Origin of the sequence: Vreelandella venusta, assembly GCF_015689495.1 — a bacterium.
Classification (GTDB): Bacteria; Pseudomonadota; Gammaproteobacteria; order Pseudomonadales; family Halomonadaceae; genus Vreelandella; species Vreelandella venusta.
Map to the genome: position 1 here is coordinate 143858 of NZ_CP065135.1, position 15804 is coordinate 159661.

At 53.8% G+C, this 15804-nt stretch carries 12 protein-coding genes; 7 read left to right on the forward strand and 5 right to left on the reverse strand.

The window, feature by feature from the left end; genetic code table 11:
- A complete protein-coding gene (locus IR195_RS00645; protein WP_206048507.1) occupies positions 1-2043 on the forward strand; it encodes a sensor domain-containing diguanylate cyclase in 2043 nt (680 codons plus the stop codon).
- 9 nt (positions 2044-2052) lie between these two features.
- Here the strand turns inward: IR195_RS00645 and IR195_RS00650 are convergent, their stop codons facing one another.
- Positions 2053-2610, reverse strand: a complete 558-nt coding sequence (locus tag IR195_RS00650) for a hypothetical protein (RefSeq protein ID WP_206048508.1) — start codon at positions 2608-2610, stop codon at positions 2053-2055.
- Positions 2611-2818: 208 nt separating this feature from the next.
- Between IR195_RS00650 and IR195_RS00655 the strand changes: the two genes are divergently transcribed.
- Together IR195_RS00655 and IR195_RS00660 are read left to right on the forward strand one after the other, a co-directional pair.
- Entirely contained in the window at positions 2819-4930 is a 2112-nt protein-coding gene (locus IR195_RS00655; protein WP_125744867.1) for an adenosylcobalamin-dependent ribonucleoside-diphosphate reductase, read from the forward strand.
- A gap of 74 nt (positions 4931-5004) precedes the next feature.
- Positions 5005-5805, forward strand: coding sequence for a ribonucleoside-diphosphate reductase (locus IR195_RS00660; RefSeq protein WP_206048509.1), 801 nt, complete (start codon positions 5005-5007; stop codon positions 5803-5805).
- 127 nt (positions 5806-5932) lie between these two features.
- On the opposite strand, the gene IR195_RS00665 is transcribed toward IR195_RS00660, so the two are convergent.
- Together IR195_RS00665 and uvrA are read right to left on the reverse strand one after the other, a co-directional pair.
- Positions 5933-6673: a Crp/Fnr family transcriptional regulator gene (locus IR195_RS00665; RefSeq protein ID WP_125744871.1), complete on the reverse strand. Its 741-nt coding sequence runs from the start codon at positions 6671-6673 to the stop codon at positions 5933-5935.
- 185 nt (positions 6674-6858) lie between these two features.
- Positions 6859-9708 (reverse strand): excinuclease ABC subunit UvrA, encoded by a 2850-nt coding sequence (gene uvrA, locus IR195_RS00670; RefSeq protein WP_125744873.1) that lies wholly within the window; start codon positions 9706-9708, stop codon positions 6859-6861.
- A 171-nt stretch (positions 9709-9879) separates the two neighbouring features.
- Here uvrA and IR195_RS00675 point away from each other — a divergent pair, with 171 nt between their 5' ends.
- From IR195_RS00675 to IR195_RS00690, 4 genes are all read left to right on the forward strand, one after another.
- Positions 9880-11259, forward strand: coding sequence for an MFS transporter (locus IR195_RS00675; protein WP_206049725.1), 1380 nt, complete (start codon positions 9880-9882; stop codon positions 11257-11259).
- A gap of 169 nt (positions 11260-11428) precedes the next feature.
- Positions 11429-12088 carry a single-stranded DNA-binding protein gene (locus IR195_RS00680; RefSeq protein WP_125744875.1) on the forward strand — a complete coding sequence of 220 codons (660 nt, stop codon included), beginning with the start codon at positions 11429-11431 and terminating at the stop codon, positions 12086-12088.
- Positions 12089-12146: 58 nt separating this feature from the next.
- Entirely contained in the window at positions 12147-13037 is an 891-nt protein-coding gene (locus IR195_RS00685) for a sugar nucleotide-binding protein (RefSeq protein WP_125744877.1), read from the forward strand.
- Entirely contained in the window at positions 13034-13768 is a 735-nt protein-coding gene (locus IR195_RS00690) for a lysophospholipid acyltransferase family protein (protein ID WP_206048510.1), read from the forward strand. The genes IR195_RS00685 and IR195_RS00690 overlap by 4 nt, the downstream gene beginning before the upstream one ends.
- A gap of 90 nt (positions 13769-13858) precedes the next feature.
- On the opposite strand, the gene fabB is transcribed toward IR195_RS00690, so the two are convergent.
- Both fabB and fabA read right to left on the reverse strand, forming a co-directional pair.
- On the reverse strand, positions 13859-15076 hold the full coding sequence (gene fabB, locus IR195_RS00695) for a beta-ketoacyl-ACP synthase I (protein ID WP_125744881.1): 1218 nt from the start codon (positions 15074-15076) through the stop codon (positions 13859-13861).
- Between the two features lie 12 nt (positions 15077-15088).
- Entirely contained in the window at positions 15089-15604 is a 516-nt protein-coding gene (fabA, locus tag IR195_RS00700; RefSeq protein ID WP_038480285.1) for a 3-hydroxyacyl-[acyl-carrier-protein] dehydratase FabA, read from the reverse strand.
- Positions 15605-15804: the final 200 nt, after the last annotated feature.

Genomic DNA, 15804 nt, shown 5'->3' on the forward strand with positions numbered 1-15804 from the left:
GTGTCGAAGCATCACTCGCTACTACAGTCGTTCGGTGCATTACTGGTGCTCGATGCTGACTGTCGGCGCATACAGGCATTTAGTAGCAACTTTGCGGAACTGCTGGGAGTAAGCCTTCCTGAAGGGCGTCTTCCAACGCTTTCCAGCGTTCTAGGCAAGCGCTTAAGCCAGCGCATACGCTACGAGCTACAAGGCCAACAGCGTTTGCCGGGGCCACTCACCTTTAAGTGTCCTACTCGATCAAGCCGTTTCCAGTTACATGCTTACCGTGCCGGTGTGCATGTGCTGGTTGAGATAGAGCCCCTTCATACCCTCGGTAAACAGCGTCTGCTTGGCACGGTGAACGAACGCCTGATGCGCCTAGCGGAAGCGACCCATCAAGAAGAGCTACTTGATTACCTAGTGATGTCGGTACAAGAGTTAACCGGGCATGACCGGGTATCTGTATGCCATCTCGATAGTGATTGGCATGGGGTAATCGTGGCTGAGTCGTTAGCTAAGAGGCGCGCTCAGTCGAGTGTCGAAGTGGCGGCAGATCACTTACCGGCCTTGTTAGGGCAACGCTTTCCTGCCAAAGACTTTCCTATTGCTCTAAGACGCGCTTATGAGCGCCATTCGGTGCGACTGATCCAAGATGTCACAGCACCCGGTGAGCACCTACTGCCTGCGAGTGTAGTAAATGTAAATGTCAGTGATTGTTTCCTGCGTGCGCCGGCTCCTGAGCGGCAGCAGTACTTACAACGACTGGGCGTACGCGGCGCACTCAGCGTGGCCATGCAGGGAGATACCGGTCTTTGGGGGCTGCTATTTTGCCACTCGGCAGCAGCCTACCCTGTAACACCGCCCGTGAGAGATGCGGTACGTACCTTGGTGCAAATGGCTACTCAACGGCTGCTGCTGCTGAGAGCTCGCCAAGAAGCGCGCTATTTGCAGCGCGTACAAGACAGCTTGGTGCTTTCAAGCAATAATCGCTTAAAGCCCCAGGGGCCTTATCAGCTATTTACCGAGCATGCCGACAGATGGAAGTCGCTCTTCCGTGCCAATGGCGTTGCGTTATGGGTAAAAGGTAGCATCTATCAATCAGGCAATACGCCCAAGCCGGAAGCGATTGGCCAACTGGTCACGCGGATTGAAAAATCCCACATCCATAGTGGACCATGGTGTACCCAAGAGGCAGCCAAAGAGCCGCTAACGTGCTCTTTAGACATGCTAGAGCAGAGCGGAGTACTTGCCGTGCCGTTGCCTACCGACCCTGCTCGGCGCGGCTGGCTGATATTTTTTCGTCCTGAGCAAGTGGAAACGCTCTACTGGGCGATGCAGCCCTCTTCGGTATCCCTGCCGCCTATGGCAATGTCGCCTTCTGACGCGTGGTGTGAGGAGGTGACAGGAAAAAGCGAAGCCTGGCAACGCGTCGAACGGCTAGCTGCGATGGACTTGGGGGAAGACTTAACACTGGCGATTTCTGCTTATGAGATCAGCACGCTCAATATGCACCTGGAGCGCGAGCGTAAAGCGCTTGCAGAAGCGAATCAACGATTAGAGCAGTTGGCGCATTTTGACCCGCTCACTCAGGTGTGGAACCGTTACCGCATCGAGCAGGCTATTGATGCCGAACTAGTAGCAGCAAAACGCTACGGAGCGACTTTTGCGCTGCTGTTATTTGATGTCGATCATTTTAAACAGATTAATGACACCCTCGGCCATAGCGTGGGCGATGATGTGCTGATTTCGCTAGCCCGCATGGTGGAAAGCTCACTGCGGGGCTGTGATCATTTGGGGCGCTGGGGAGGGGAGGAGTTTGTGGTATTGGCCACCCACTCCAGTATGGAAGCCGCAGAAGGGCTTGCTGAACGCTTGCGTGGGCTAGTGGCAACACTACAGGTGAAGGGCTTGAGCCAACCGATAACGGTCAGCATTGGTGTTGCAGTATGGCATCCCAATGACAGCTGCAAAACCCTCATCGCCAGGGCCGATGCTGCGATGTACCGAGCTAAACATAATGGGCGTAACCGCGTTGAAATCGCTGAAAAAAGCGTGCAGTGACAGGTGGCATCATGGATTGTCGGCACGACCGCATAAACGCTGCATTCTCGCTATGGCAGCATCAGCGCCATCAAGACTAAAGGTCATGTACCAAGGGTCGCTATCTTGTTGATCGAAACCAATAAACAGCTGCTCTCCCTGGCTCATTTGAGCCATTAATGTTGGTAGCTCGCTTAGGTAGAAGTGCGCATAAAACCCATCATCGCCACGCTCAGTAATAAACTCAGCCATGGTATCAATGATCGGCGTGTCATCCACCCGGAGCCTAGTTGGCACTAAGTTAACCGCGCGGCTTTCGCCTTGCTGTTCCGCCAACGTGACCCGCATTTCCAGCCACGGTAAGTCGCAAACACCCTGAGTTGCGTTCAAGCTCAAGGTGGCATCCGAATAGCTATGGGTTTCCACGGCGCGAAAGTGCCGCTCACTGCCTAACGTTAGCGCCATTGACTGCCAATGCCCGTGGGGCTGTACGTCATCAATATTGAACGTTGTTGCCATGCTAGGCAGTGCAGTGCTGGAAAATATGGCGCTAAAGGTCACTAACGCAAAAGGCTTGAATGTAGGCATAAGGGTGGCATCGCACAAGAAAAACATTAGCCTATCGTGTGTTGCAGATAAGCAAAAGGTAACGCGCTGATTTTTCTATATGTAGTAGTTTTTAACAAGAGAAATGCCGCATATAGTGTAAAGTCAAGTCTATACTTCATGGTCGCAGAACGTATAATCGCTCCGTTTTGAGCGCTAATTTCACCCCGTTGTGAAGGAGTTTCGCGACATGAGCACCGCAGCAAAGGCTATGAAGACTTCGAATGACGTCCCCTTACAGATTCCCTCAAAAGATATCTGGGATGCCAAATATCGGTTAAAAGATCGCCATAGCCAACCTGTTGATCAGGATGTGGGTGCTACCTTTGAGCGTGTCGCGCGAGCGTTGGCGGCGGTTGAAGGTGACAATGCTAACGAATGGCTACCAAAATTCCGCTGGGCGTTAGAAAACGGCGCGATTCCTGCCGGACGAATCCTTTCCAATGCGGGCGCTGAAGCCTACAAACCGGCGGTTAGCCTGATTAACTGCACGGTTTCCCGCACTATTCGCGACTCTATGCGCGATATTCTCGACTCCGTCGTTGATGCCGGTATGACGTTGAAGTCTGGCGCCGGTATTGGCTACGACTTTTCGACGCTGCGCCATAAAGGAGCGTTTGTGTTTGGTGCCGGGGCTGGCACTAACGGGCCGCTGGCGTTTATGGATATCTACGACAAGATGTGTTTCACCGTGGCATCCGCAGGTGGACGCCGAGGGGCTCAGATGGGCACTTTCGACGTTGGCCATCCTGATGTTCGTGAGTTTATTCAAGCTAAGCGAGAAGCCGGTCGTCTGCGCCAGTTTAACCTTAGCTTGTTGATTACCGACGAATTTATGGAAGCAGTGAAGCATAACGCCGACTGGCCGCTGGCGTTTCCATTGCACCCTGGTGAAAAAGACGATGTAAAAGCGGGCGATTTGATTTATCGCGACTGGCCCGTCATTGAAGAGGGCTATACGGTCGATGATGAAGGCCGCGTGGCTTGCCGTGTCGTTGAAGTTATTAAAGCGCGCGAGCTGTGGGACACCATTATGTCCTCGACCTATGACTACGCTGAGCCTGGGTTTATTCTGATTGATCAAGTCAATCGCATGAACAACAACTGGTTCTGCGAGGATATCCGCGCCACCAACCCGTGTGGCGAGCAGCCGCTGCCGCCAGAAGGCGCTTGTCTGCTGGGATCGGTCAACTTGACCAAATTTGTGATTGAGCCGTTTAGTGACAAGCCACGCTTTGATTGGGAACGCTATCGCAAGGTGGTAGCGATCTTTACGCGTATGCTCGATAACGTCGTGGAAATTGCTGGTCTGCCACTGCCGCAGCAACAGCGTGAGATTGAAGCCAAGCGCCGTCACGGCATGGGCTTTTTGGGGCTTGGCTCAACGATGACCATGCTTAAAATTCCCTATGGCTCCCAGGCGTCGTTGGCCTTTACCGAAGAAGTTAGCCGCCACCTCGCACTGGAAGGCTGGAAGCAAGCGCTAGAGCTGTCTAAAGAGAAAGGCATGGCGCCTGTGCTTGAGCAAGAGCATACGATTACCCCGAAGATGATGCGTGAGCGCCCCCAACTCGCTGCTGATGGTTATGAAGTGGGTGATAATGTGCCTGGACGTATTCTGCATGCCCGCTATAGCCAGTATATGGCGAAAGTGGCTGAGCTTGATCCTGAACTGGTCACCCAGTTGGCGGAACATGGGGCACGCTTTACCCACCACAGCTCGATTGCGCCCACCGGCACGATCTCGCTATCCATGGGGAATAATGCCTCCAACGGCATTGAACCCTCGTTCTCGCACCGTTATTTCCGCAATATCATTCAATCGGGTAAGAAAACCAAAGAGCAGGTGGAAGTTGTCTCGTTCGAGTTAGCCGCTTATCGTCACTTTATTGCCGCCGATGCGGTGGAAAGCGATTTACCCGACTACTTTATTACCGCCGACTCCGTGTCGCCTGAGCAGCATGTGGCCGTGCAGGCGGCCGCTCAGCAGTGGATCGACTCGGCAATCTCAAAAACAGTTAACGTGCCGACAGAGTTCCCGTTTGAGAAATTCCAGGATCTCTATCTACAGGCGTATGAGAGCCGCCTCAAAGGCTGCACGACATTCCGCTTCAACCCAGAAGCATTTCAGGGCGTTCTGGTACGTGAAGATGATTTAAAAAACACCACCTACGTGTTTGAGCTGGAAAATGGCGAGACCTTAGAACTGGCCGGCGATGAAACGGTGGTCTACGACGGTGAAGAGCATAACGCCGCCAACCTGTTTGACGCCTTAAAAGAGGGCACCTACGGCAAATGGTAAGGGCGGGCTACGCCTTGCTACGAATATCGCCCGACGTCCTTTGCCCCGGCCCCCTTTGCTAAGTGGAGAACACCATGGCTGTAGAAATTACCTCAAAAATCGTTGGTTACCGTATCAAGCAGCAGGAGCAAACAGCGCCTGCTCCCGAACTTCCGGAAGAAGACCCGCTAACGGTCAGGATTCCTTCGCGTCCAGAGGGTACGTTAGAAGCGGTATCCGAAAAAATCTCTTATGTGGGGGCGGAAGGCCGTAAAAAGGTTTACCTGCTGGTCTCATTTATGCCGGTAGAAGGCGTGGTAGGTGGCCGACGTGTGATCATTGAGCGCCCGGTTGAGTTCTTTTTCCCATCAGGACAGCTTTCCAGCGAGCATCAATGGATTACGGCAACGATGCGTAGCCTTTCCCTTGCTGCGCGCGGCGGATATGTTACTCAGGCAGTGGCTGACCTGCGCAAAGTAGCGTGGGATAAGGGGTTGGTACGCTGTGGTATGAACCGTTGGAACAAGCCAATGTTTCACGATTCCGAAGTGGCGGCGATTGCCTGGTCGATCCAGCAGATTCTTTATCGGCGCGGGTTCTTGGACCAGGATGGTAACCAAGTACCGGTAGAAATGTTGGTAGAGCGTTATGCGCACCGCATGCAGCATGGCCATGCTTGGCAACCTCCGGTCGATGAAGAACCAGACACCAGCCCAGCGGTTGGCGCCGTGGAGCCGATTGGCGGTGCCGCTGAGCAAGAAAAAAACGCCGTAAAAAAGCCTGAAGGCAGTGGCCCGGCAGTCGTGGGTAACTGTCCTGAGTGTCGCGGTGAGCTTATTATGATGGATGGCTGTCCAACCTGCTATGCAGGCTGCGGCTGGTCTAAGTGCGGCTAAGCCAGCCAAACCAGCTCAAACGCTAACGAACAACGCCGCGCGGCTTAGAGAGCCACGCGGCGTTGCTTGTTTTAAGAGCAAAACATTTTAAGGACCAAAATTCAGCCGTTGATTTAGGCGCTAAGGCTCAGACGCTCATCAGTAGCGGCCTGACGTTATCGGTTAAATAGCAGTCGTCGAACTCCCCTTCGCTAGCCAGCGCCTTCAAGTCGGGGATGGTGACGTTATGACGGTCACGGAACACCAAGCCATCTTCACTCAATGCACTAAAGGTTCGGCTCACATGAACCGGACTCAAACCTAGAATGTCGGCTAACTGTTCTTGAGAAAGTGGCAACCGGAACTGTTCACTGATGTCATGGTTCGTTTGGCGTAAACGTAGGTACATTTCATGGAGAAAGTGAGCCATTTTTTGCCGAGCACTGCGCCGCGCTAAGTTGACCAGCCGTTCCGTGAGGAGGGCCTGGTGACGGCTACCAATGGCAAACATCACCGAGGTCAGCGTTAGTGACTGACGAAATAGCTCTAGCATGCGCTTATGAGGAAAGTGACAGACCACGCCGTCGGTTATCATGCGCACGTTTTCCAGCCGCCTGGAAAACGCAAACTCTCGCAAACCGATAATGTCGCCAGGCAAAAATACTTCCAGAATTTGCCGGTCGCCGTTTTCTAAATGTCGATAGGAGTAAGCCCAGCCACTGCGCAAGGTGCAAAACTCATTCGCGGGAGCATCAACTTCCCACAGTAGTGATCCTGCTTTGATCTCGGTAGGGCTCTCTTCCAGTTCTATTAATAGTGCTTTTTCTTCTTCAGTTAGTGAGCAGTAGTGATTGAAGTGGCTAATAATGCAGCTTTTATCCTGATCCACAGCTTCCTTCTCCTAAAAAGGTTAGCAACAATTAACCGGCCGCGTTGTTGATCAATATAAACGTTAATCAATATAAACAGAGCCGTTTTATGTTGCTTGGTCTTTTCTGCTCTCTTGGCGTCCTTGTGGGGGCAGGCATATCGCTGTCATTTTCCAGGGAGGGCAGGCCCGCCCTGGAAGTCGCTCTAGGCGGTTTTTTGGGCGCGATTACCACGCTTTAACAACGGCGCCAGGAAATGCCCTGTATGGGAAACGCTCTGCTTGGCAATCTGTTCCGGTGTTCCTTCGGCAATAATTTGTCCACCGCCAGAGCCACCTTCTGGGCCAAGATCAATAATCCAGTCAGCCGTTTTGATCACATCCAGGTTGTGCTCGATCACCACAATGGTATTGCCGTGATCACGTAACCGGTGGAGTACCGTGAGTAGCTGACGGATATCCTCAAAATGCAGGCCAGTGGTTGGCTCATCCAATATATATAACGTTTTTCCGGTGTCGCGCTTGGCTAGCTCACGGGCCAGTTTGACCCGCTGCGCTTCACCGCCAGAAAGGGTAGTGGCACTTTGCCCTAGGCGGATATAGGAAAGGCCCACATCCAACAAGGTTTGCAAACGACGAGCGATAGCAGGCACTGGACTGAAGAATTCCAAGGCGTCCTCTACCGTCATGGCCAGCACTTCGTGGATCGTTTTGCCTTTATAGTGGATATCCAACGTTTCGCGGTTGTAGCGTTTGCCTTTACACACATCGCAAGGCACATAAATATCCGGTAGGAAGTGCATCTCTACCTTAATCATGCCTTCGCCCTGACACGCTTCGCAGCGGCCGCCTTTAACGTTAAAGCTGAACCGGCCTGGCTTGTAGCCCCGCGAACGTGCTTCCTGAGTGCCCGCGAACAGCTCACGAATCGGTGTGAAAATACCGGTGTAGGTGGCTGGATTGGAGCGGGGTGTCCGTCCGATAGGGCTCTGATCAATATCGATCACTTTATCAAGCTGATCTAACCCTTCGATTTTTTGATAAGGCGCGGGGGTAAGCGTGGTGGCACGGTTAAGCTCGCGGGCTGCAATCGGCATCAGCGTGCCGTTGATCAGCGTCGACTTGCCCGAGCCGGAAACCCCCGTAACGGCAATAAACAGCCCCAGCGGTAGGCTGAGCGTGACGTTTTGCAGGTTATTGCCCGTAGCGCCACGCACCACCAGCTGCTTTTCCGGATTGCCGGGAATACGGTAGGGCGGTACGGCAATTTCTCGGGTGCCGGATAAGTACTGACCCGTCAGCGAATTGGGGTTGTCCATAACGTCTTGCGGCGTGCCTTGGGCGACAATTTCACCACCATGGACTCCGGCACCAGGACCGATGTCGAGGACATGATCCGCAGCGCGAATGGCGTCTTCGTCGTGCTCCACCACGATCACGGTGTTGCCCAGGTCGCGTAGGCGCTCCAGGGTTTTCAACAGACGGTCGTTATCCCGCTGGTGCAGGCCGATGGAGGGCTCGTCCAGAATGTACATCACACCCACCAGCCCCGCGCCAATTTGGCTGGCGAGACGGATACGCTGGGCTTCACCCCCTGATAGCGTGTCAGCGCTGCGCTCCAGGTTCAGGTAGTCGAGCCCTACGTTAACCAAAAACTCTAGCCGAGCATGAATTTCGTTAACGATCTTGTCGGCAATCTCGCCTTTACGGCCCGGTAGGGAAAGTTCGGCAAAGTAGCGCCACGCTTCGCCAATAGGTAAATGCACAATATCGGCAATGTTATGGTCATCGACAAACACATGGCGTGACTCTTGACGCAGCCGCGAACCGCCACAGGTGGCGCAGGGTTGCACGGCGATATACTTGGCCAAGTCGTCACGTACCATATTGGATTCGGTTTCCCGATAGCGACGCTGCATATTGGGTAGTACACCCTCAAAGGCGTGCTCGCGCGTTACCTTGCGGCCACGGTCACCCACATAGACAAAGGGAATTTGTTCGCTGCCACTGCCATTTAAAATAATCTCACGCTCATGGCTGGCCAGCTCAATCCATGGCGTTTCAAGCTCAAACTGGTAATGTTTAGCCAGCGCCTGGAGTTGGGTAAAGTAATAAATATTGCGCCGATCCCAGCCCTTAATCACGCCTTCTGCTAGCGAAAGTTCCGGATGGCTAATCAACTTGTCGGGGTCAAAATATTGCTGAACGCCTAAGCCATCACAGGTGGGGCAAGCCCCCGCTGGGTTGTTGAACGAAAACATCCGCGGCTCAAGTTCAGAAAGCGAATAGCCACATACCGGGCAGGCAAAGCGTGCCGAAAAGGCAAGATCTTGCTGGTCGCCATCCATAAAGTGGATCATCGCCGTGCCGTCGGCGAGATTAATGGCGGTTTCAAACGATTCTGCCAGACGCTGGGCAATATCATCGCGTACTTTAAAACGGTCAACCACTACGCTGATATCGTGTTTCTTGCGCTTGTCGAGCGGGGCAATATCGTCAAGCTCTAGCACTTGGCCATCAATCTGTACCCGAACGAAGCCTTGAGCCCGCAATTCTGCCAGCAGTTGCAGGTGCTCCCCTTTACGGCCTTTCACCACCGGCGCCAGCAGCATTAGCCTGGTGCCTTCGGCCAGGTTCATGACTTGGTCGACCATTTGGGAAATGGTTTGTGCTTCCAGTTCTTCGCCGTGCTCTGGACAGCGTGGTGTGCCTGCCCGGGCGAACAGTAGGCGCAGGTAGTCGTAAATCTCGGTAATTGTGCCGACGGTAGAGCGTGGGTTGTGGGAAGTGGATTTCTGCTCAATAGAGATCGCAGGTGAAAGCCCTTCGATGTGATCTACATCGGGCTTTTCCATCATCGAAAGGAACTGACGCGCATAGGTGGAAAGTGACTCCACATAGCGGCGTTGTCCCTCAGCGTAGAGCGTATCGAACGCCAGCGACGACTTACCTGAGCCAGAAAGGCCGGTAATGACGATAAGTTTGTCGCGGGGCAGCTCCACATCGATCTGCTTGAGGTTGTGGGTGCGTGCACCCCTGACCAGAATGCTGTCCATCAACACCTCGAATCGCGTGGCAAAAGCGTAATTATACGTTTGCTGTCCCCCTTCCGGCAAAGCTCCATATCGATATGCTGTCAGCGCTTGGCGTTTCCAGCGTGGATACAAAGCGCTAGAATGGACGGTTATCTCGGGCTGTTCAGCCTCTTTATTGACCACAAGGGTATTATGCGCAAGGTTTCCGCACTGCTGCTGGCCACTGAACGCCGTGCAATCAGCGGCTTAGCCGGGCTTTATGCGTCTCGTATGCTGGGGCTGTTTATGGTGCTGCCGGTGTTGGCGCTATATGCCGACACCTTAAGTGGCGCTACCCCCCTGCTAATTGGTGTCGCATTAGGTGTCTATGGGCTAACTCAGGCAACGCTACAGATTCCCTTTGGCCTGCTGTCAGACCGCATTGGTCGTAAACGCGTTATTGCCATGGGCTTACTGATCTTCGCCGTAGGAAGCGTGGTCGCTGCGATGGCAGACTCCATTGGCGGGATCATTTTGGGCCGTGCGTTGCAGGGCTGTGGAGCCGTTGCTGCAGCGATTATGGCGCTATTAGCAGACCAAACCCGTGAGCAGGTGCGAACGGCGGCGATGGCCACGATTGGGCTCTCCATTGGCGTATCGTTTGCTATCGCCATGGTTCTTGGCCCCTGGCTGGCGGCCTGGGCGGGTCTGGCGGGTGTTTTTTGGTTTACGGCGCTGTTAACGCTGGTCGGTTTAGTGGTGCTTTGGCGATGGGTGCCCCCCGCCCCCCGCCGTTTGCGCCACCGCGATGTGGGGATGGATCGCCAGCAGTTTAAAAGTGTTATTACGCGCCCCGATTTATGGCGGCTAGATCTGTCGATTTTTTCGCTGCATCTGGTGTTAATGGCGATTTTTGTTGCTGTTCCTTTCCGCCTGTTAAATGCAGGCGTTGCGATTGAGTATCACGGGCTGGCTTACCTGGCGATTATGGCGCTGTCATTTATTGCCATGGTGCCGCTGGTGATCGTGGCAGAGAAATACCAGCGCATGAAATTAATATGCCTGCTGGCAATCGGCGCCATCGTCATTAGCTTGGGCAGCCTGGGGCTGCCATTCTCCCAAGAGAGCTGGCTATTCGCATGGCTATTTGTTTTTTTTACAGGATTTAACTTGCTCGAAGCCACGCTGCCGTCAATGCTCAGTAAGCTGGCTCCCGCGGGTGCTAAAGGCACGGCGATGGGGGTGTACTCGACCAGTCAGTTTTTGGGCGCTTTTTTAGGAGGCACGCTGGGTGGCTTGTTGTCGAACCTATGGGGGCTTGATGCGGTGTTCTTCGGCTGTGCAGGGCTGGCGCTGCTATGGTGGCTGGCAATGTGGCGCATGCCGCCACCACCGCCTCTCTCCAGTGAGGTCGTAGCACTACACGATACGCAGCCTGATGCATTAAATCTGTTGATGGAGCATCTAGCCGATGTCGTGGGTGTGGAAGATGTGATGGTGGTGCCGGAAGAGCGCTTGATGTACCTAAAAGTGAACCGCAAAGAACTCGATCAAGCAGCGCTGAGCAGGTTGCTATCACCACCTAATACGTAACGACCATTTCTGATTATTGGTACAGCAAGCGTTTACACCTCCAGGTTTAAACACATACCGAAGCTTTTACACACATTTGCTGCATGGCATTCAGGCCTGTCAGCCGTATCAGTGATACCCTTGAGGGCACTGGTATTGATATATGACCGATTATTGAAAGGAGCGACCTATGGCGCGCGGTATTAACAAAGTCATTTTGATTGGTAATCTGGGCCAAGACCCTGAAGTACGCTTTACGCCCTCCGGAACGGCGGTAGCAAACCTGAATTTGGCGACGTCTGACACCTGGATGGACCGCCAAAGTGGACAGCGCCAAGAGCGTACCGAGTGGCACCGCATTGTGTTGTTCAATAAGACCGCTGAGATTGCCCAGCAGTACCTGAAAAAGGGCTCTAAGGTCTACATTGAAGGTCGTCTACAAACCCGTAAGTGGCAAGACCAAAACGGTCAAGATCGCTACAGCACGGAAATTGTGGCCAACGACATGCAGATGCTAGATAGTCGTGGCGGCGATTTCCAGGGTGGCGGAGCACCTCAAGGTGGTTACGCACAAAATAACCCTGCACAAGGCGCACCAGCCCAGCAGCAACACGCGCCGCAGCACCCCGCTCCTCAGCATTCGGCCTCTCAGGGGCATCAGGGTGGCGGTATGCCTCAGCAGGGTGGTTACCCTCCCCAGGGCGGTGCTCCTCAAGGTAACTATGGAGGCGCGCCCCAGCCTGCTCGTGGGCCACAACACAGCCAGCCAGCTCCCGCCAATCAAAACAGCAATTATGGGGCTCCGGATCCAGGCAACTTCGATGATTTTGACGACGAAATTCCGTTCTGATCGCCTGAACTGAATAGTTCGCTACATTCCAGGGGTTAGGTGAGGGGGAGGTTCTGTTTTGAAGCTGCTGATACTAGATGCGGGGCACTGCTTAAGTTTGGCATTAGCCCGGGAAGCCAGTCGTCGAACGGATACAGAGCTTGTTATTGAGCAGGGGACCACGATTACCTCTGCTCAACTCCAAGCGATTACACCTGATGCGGTGATTATCCCCCCATTAGCGCACCCGCTCAGTATGGCGCCTGCCGATGTAATGGCACACGCCGATGCCGTTGATGCCTGCGTCGATGCCTGCCAAGCACAAGGCATTGCGCTGGTGTGGTGTGTTTCAGACCAACTTTACGAAGATGGTTTTGAAATTCCCATCGATGAACATGTGGTGCCTGCCCCTCGGGATGAAAGCCTGCGCCGCTTAGTGCAAGCGGGTGACCGTATTCGTGCTGGGTATCACCGGCATCTCATTGTTCGCTTAGGTCCCTTGTTTGCGCTGGAAGGTAGCCATGCGTGGCTAAACGAGATAATCGATAGCTTGATGATTGGCCAGCCTGCTCGCGCCGCTGAAGATGTTATTTTTTGCCCGACGTCTGCCGACGCTGTCGCCATGGCGTTGATCGGCATGCTACAGCAGCAAGTCTGTGGTGCCGATGCTTGGGGGGCTTACCACTTAGCGGGCACCGAGCCGGTTAGTGCGTTTACGTTTACCTCAATGGTTCGCACCCAACTGGCAACCCATCTGGAAGGCCGCGGTGAAAGCGTAGCCCTTGGTGAAGTACAAGCACTTAACCATCACCATGATGCCAAGCTGCGGCGAGTACTCAATTGCCGCCGTGTGCTTGATGTGTTTGGTGTCCATCAAAAGCCATGGCGGCTGGAGGTAGGGCGAATGCTGGATGCGTGGTGTTTGATGCGGGAACAACAGCAGGGTGAAGGGACAGGAGAGTTGGCTTGATCAATCTGGTTCGCAGCTTGGTTTTTTATGTGGGATATTTTTCTGCCATGCTGTTGATTGGCATTCTTTTTTTGCCAATTGCGCCGTTTTTGCCTTTGGCTGCCCGTTATCGTTTGCTAAACCTCTATAACCATTTTTTGATAGCGTGGTTCAAAATTGCGTGTGGCGTGCGCTACGACATTCAGGGGCGAGAAAATATTCCAGCGGGCCCTTGTGTGATCCAGGCCAACCACCAATGCGAGTGGGAAACGGTGTTTCTGCAGGTGATGAAGCCACCCGTTTGCACGGTATTAAAACAGGAGTTGTTGCGACTGCCTATATTTGGTTGGGGGTTACGTTTGTTGCGACCGATTAGTCTGGACCGCTCTAAGCCTGCCCGCGCTATGAAGCAGGTGTTGACCCAGGGCGTCGCGCGACTGGGAACTGGGCTGTCAGTGCTTATTTTTCCAGAGGGAACGCGTGTCGACCCAGGGGTTCGAAAGCGCTACAACAAGAGCGGTAGCGTGGTGGCCTGCCGAGCAGGCGTGCCAGTGCTGCCAGTGGCGCATAATGCTGGTGAACGCTGGCCTGGACGCCATTGGATAAAGCGTCCCGGTGTTCTTCGGGTGCGTATTGGTGCGCCTATCGAGACGGCAGGCCGGACACCCGATGAGGTGCTGATGGATGTTGAAGCCTGGATAGAGGGGCAGCTGCAAGAGATTTCAGAGGTGCCGCGGCCAACGTCTCGTTAAGATCAGCAATCTTTCGATGACTATAAAAAAACGGCGCCTTAAGGCACCGTTTTTTTATAGCGTACTGCACATGCACTGCATGACTAGGAATTAGCCATCAAAGCGCTGAAATACCAAGCAAGCGTTAGTGCCGCCAAACCCAAAGCTGTTGGAAAGCACTCGGTTGATGGTAACGCCATCACGCCGCTCTCTAACGATGTCGAATCCATCTGCCTGCTCATCGAGATGCTCAATATTCGCTGAGGCAGCGACGAAATCATGTTGCATCATGAGCAGCGAATAAATCGCTTCTTGAACACCGGTTGCGCCTAATGAGTGGCCGGTCAGCGACTTGGTTGAGCTCATCGCAGGGGTGGTATTGCCAAACACCTCACGGATTGCTTTCAACTCAGCCACATCGCCTACCGGCGTAGACGTACCGTGGGTGTTAATATAATCAATATCACCCTTAACCGTCGCCATGGCCTGGCGCATGCAACGCGTCGCACCTTCCCCAGAAGGGGCAACCATATCGTGGCCGTCGGAGGTAGCGCCGTAGCCCACCAATTCGCCGTATATCTTGGCACCGCGGGCTTTAGCATGCTCTAACTCTTCCAGCACTAGCATGCCACCGCCACCAGCAATGACAAACCCGTCACGCGCTTGATCATAAGGGCGAGAGGCTTTCTCGGGCGTATCGTTGTAATGAGTGGAAAGGGCACCCATCGCATCAAATAGGCAAGAGAGGGTCCAGTGCTCTTCTTCGCCGCCACCGGCAAACACGATATCCTGCTTACCAAGCTGGATTTGCTCCATCGCACTACCAATGCAGTGAGCAGACGTTGCGCAGGCGGATGAGATAGAAAAATTAACGCCTTTAATCTTAAATGGCGTTGCCAAGCATGCCGACACGGTGCTGCCCATCGTGCGGGTAACACGGTATGGCCCCACACGACGTAGGCCTTTTTCGCGCATGACATCGGCGGCTTCTACCTGATTCGCGCTGGAGGCCCCGCCAGACCCGGCTATAAGCCCCGTCCGTTCGTTGGACACCTGCTCTTCAGAGAGCCCCGAATCTTCAATGGCTTGTGCCATCGATACATAGGCATACGCTGCAGCGTCGCCCATAAACCGGCGAAGCTTGCGGTCAATGAGGGAATCAAGGTCGATGTCGACGCTACCCGCTACATGGCTACGGAAGCCGCGTTCGGCGTACTCTTCCTTAAAACGAATACCGCTGCACCCGTTTTTGAGTGCATCTAAGACCTGTTGCTGGTCGTTGCCTAAGCACGATACGATGCCAAGGCCGGTGACTACCACTCGTCGCATGGGAGCCTCCTGTCAGAAATTCGCAGTGGAGGTGAATAGGCCAACGCGCAGATCATTAGCCTGATATATATCGCGTCCGTCGACAGACACGGTGCCGTCGGCGATGCCTAGAATAAGCCGACGGGTAATTATGCGCTTCACATTAATGTGATATGTCACTTTTTTCGCGTCGGGTAGAATCTGGCCGCTGAATTTGACGTCGCCACAGCCCAGTGCGCGTCCACGGCCCGGATGGCCAAGCCAGCCTAGGTAGAACCCCACGAGCTGCCACATGGCATCTAGCCCCAAACAGCCGGGCATGACAGGGTCGCCGGGGAAGTGGCAATCAAAAAACCACAGGTCCGGGGTGATGTCCAGTTCGGCAATTAGCTCGCCTTTACCATGCACGCCACCTTCTTCGTGAATGTGCATGATGCGGTCAAGCATCAGCATATTGGGAGCCGGAAGCTGTGCGTTGCCTGGGCCAAATAGCTCGCCGCGGGAGCAGGCCAGCAGTTCTTCGCGATCAAAGGAATGTTGCTTGGTCACTGAATCGTTCCGAGTATCAAGATGGTAGTTGGCTCTAGTCTACTTCCCGAAACCTCTGAATGCACGTTGTTGGGCACTTATCGTGTTTTTCTACAGCTTTTTACCTGTCTGCCGATAGCCATTGTTAGTATTTCGCTATTTCAAATACGCGATTCTGCACAATAAACGCCCTATTGACGTAATATGCTGTATCCATGTTT

Coding starts and splice junctions, on each gene's coding strand:
- IR195_RS00650 (WP_206048508.1), bottom strand. CDS start 2,610: ATGCCTACATTCAAGCCTTTTGCGTTAGTGACCTTTAGCGCCATATTT.
- IR195_RS00655 (WP_125744867.1), top strand. CDS start 2,819: ATGAGCACCGCAGCAAAGGCTATGAAGACTTCGAATGACGTCCCCTTA.
- IR195_RS00660 (WP_206048509.1), top strand. CDS start 5,005: ATGGCTGTAGAAATTACCTCAAAAATCGTTGGTTACCGTATCAAGCAG.
- uvrA (WP_125744873.1), bottom strand. CDS start 9,708: ATGGACAGCATTCTGGTCAGGGGTGCACGCACCCACAACCTCAAGCAG.
- IR195_RS00675 (WP_206049725.1), top strand. CDS start 9,880: ATGCGCAAGGTTTCCGCACTGCTGCTGGCCACTGAACGCCGTGCAATC.
- IR195_RS00680 (WP_125744875.1), top strand. CDS start 11,429: ATGGCGCGCGGTATTAACAAAGTCATTTTGATTGGTAATCTGGGCCAA.
- fabB (WP_125744881.1), bottom strand. CDS start 15,076: ATGCGACGAGTGGTAGTCACCGGCCTTGGCATCGTATCGTGCTTAGGC.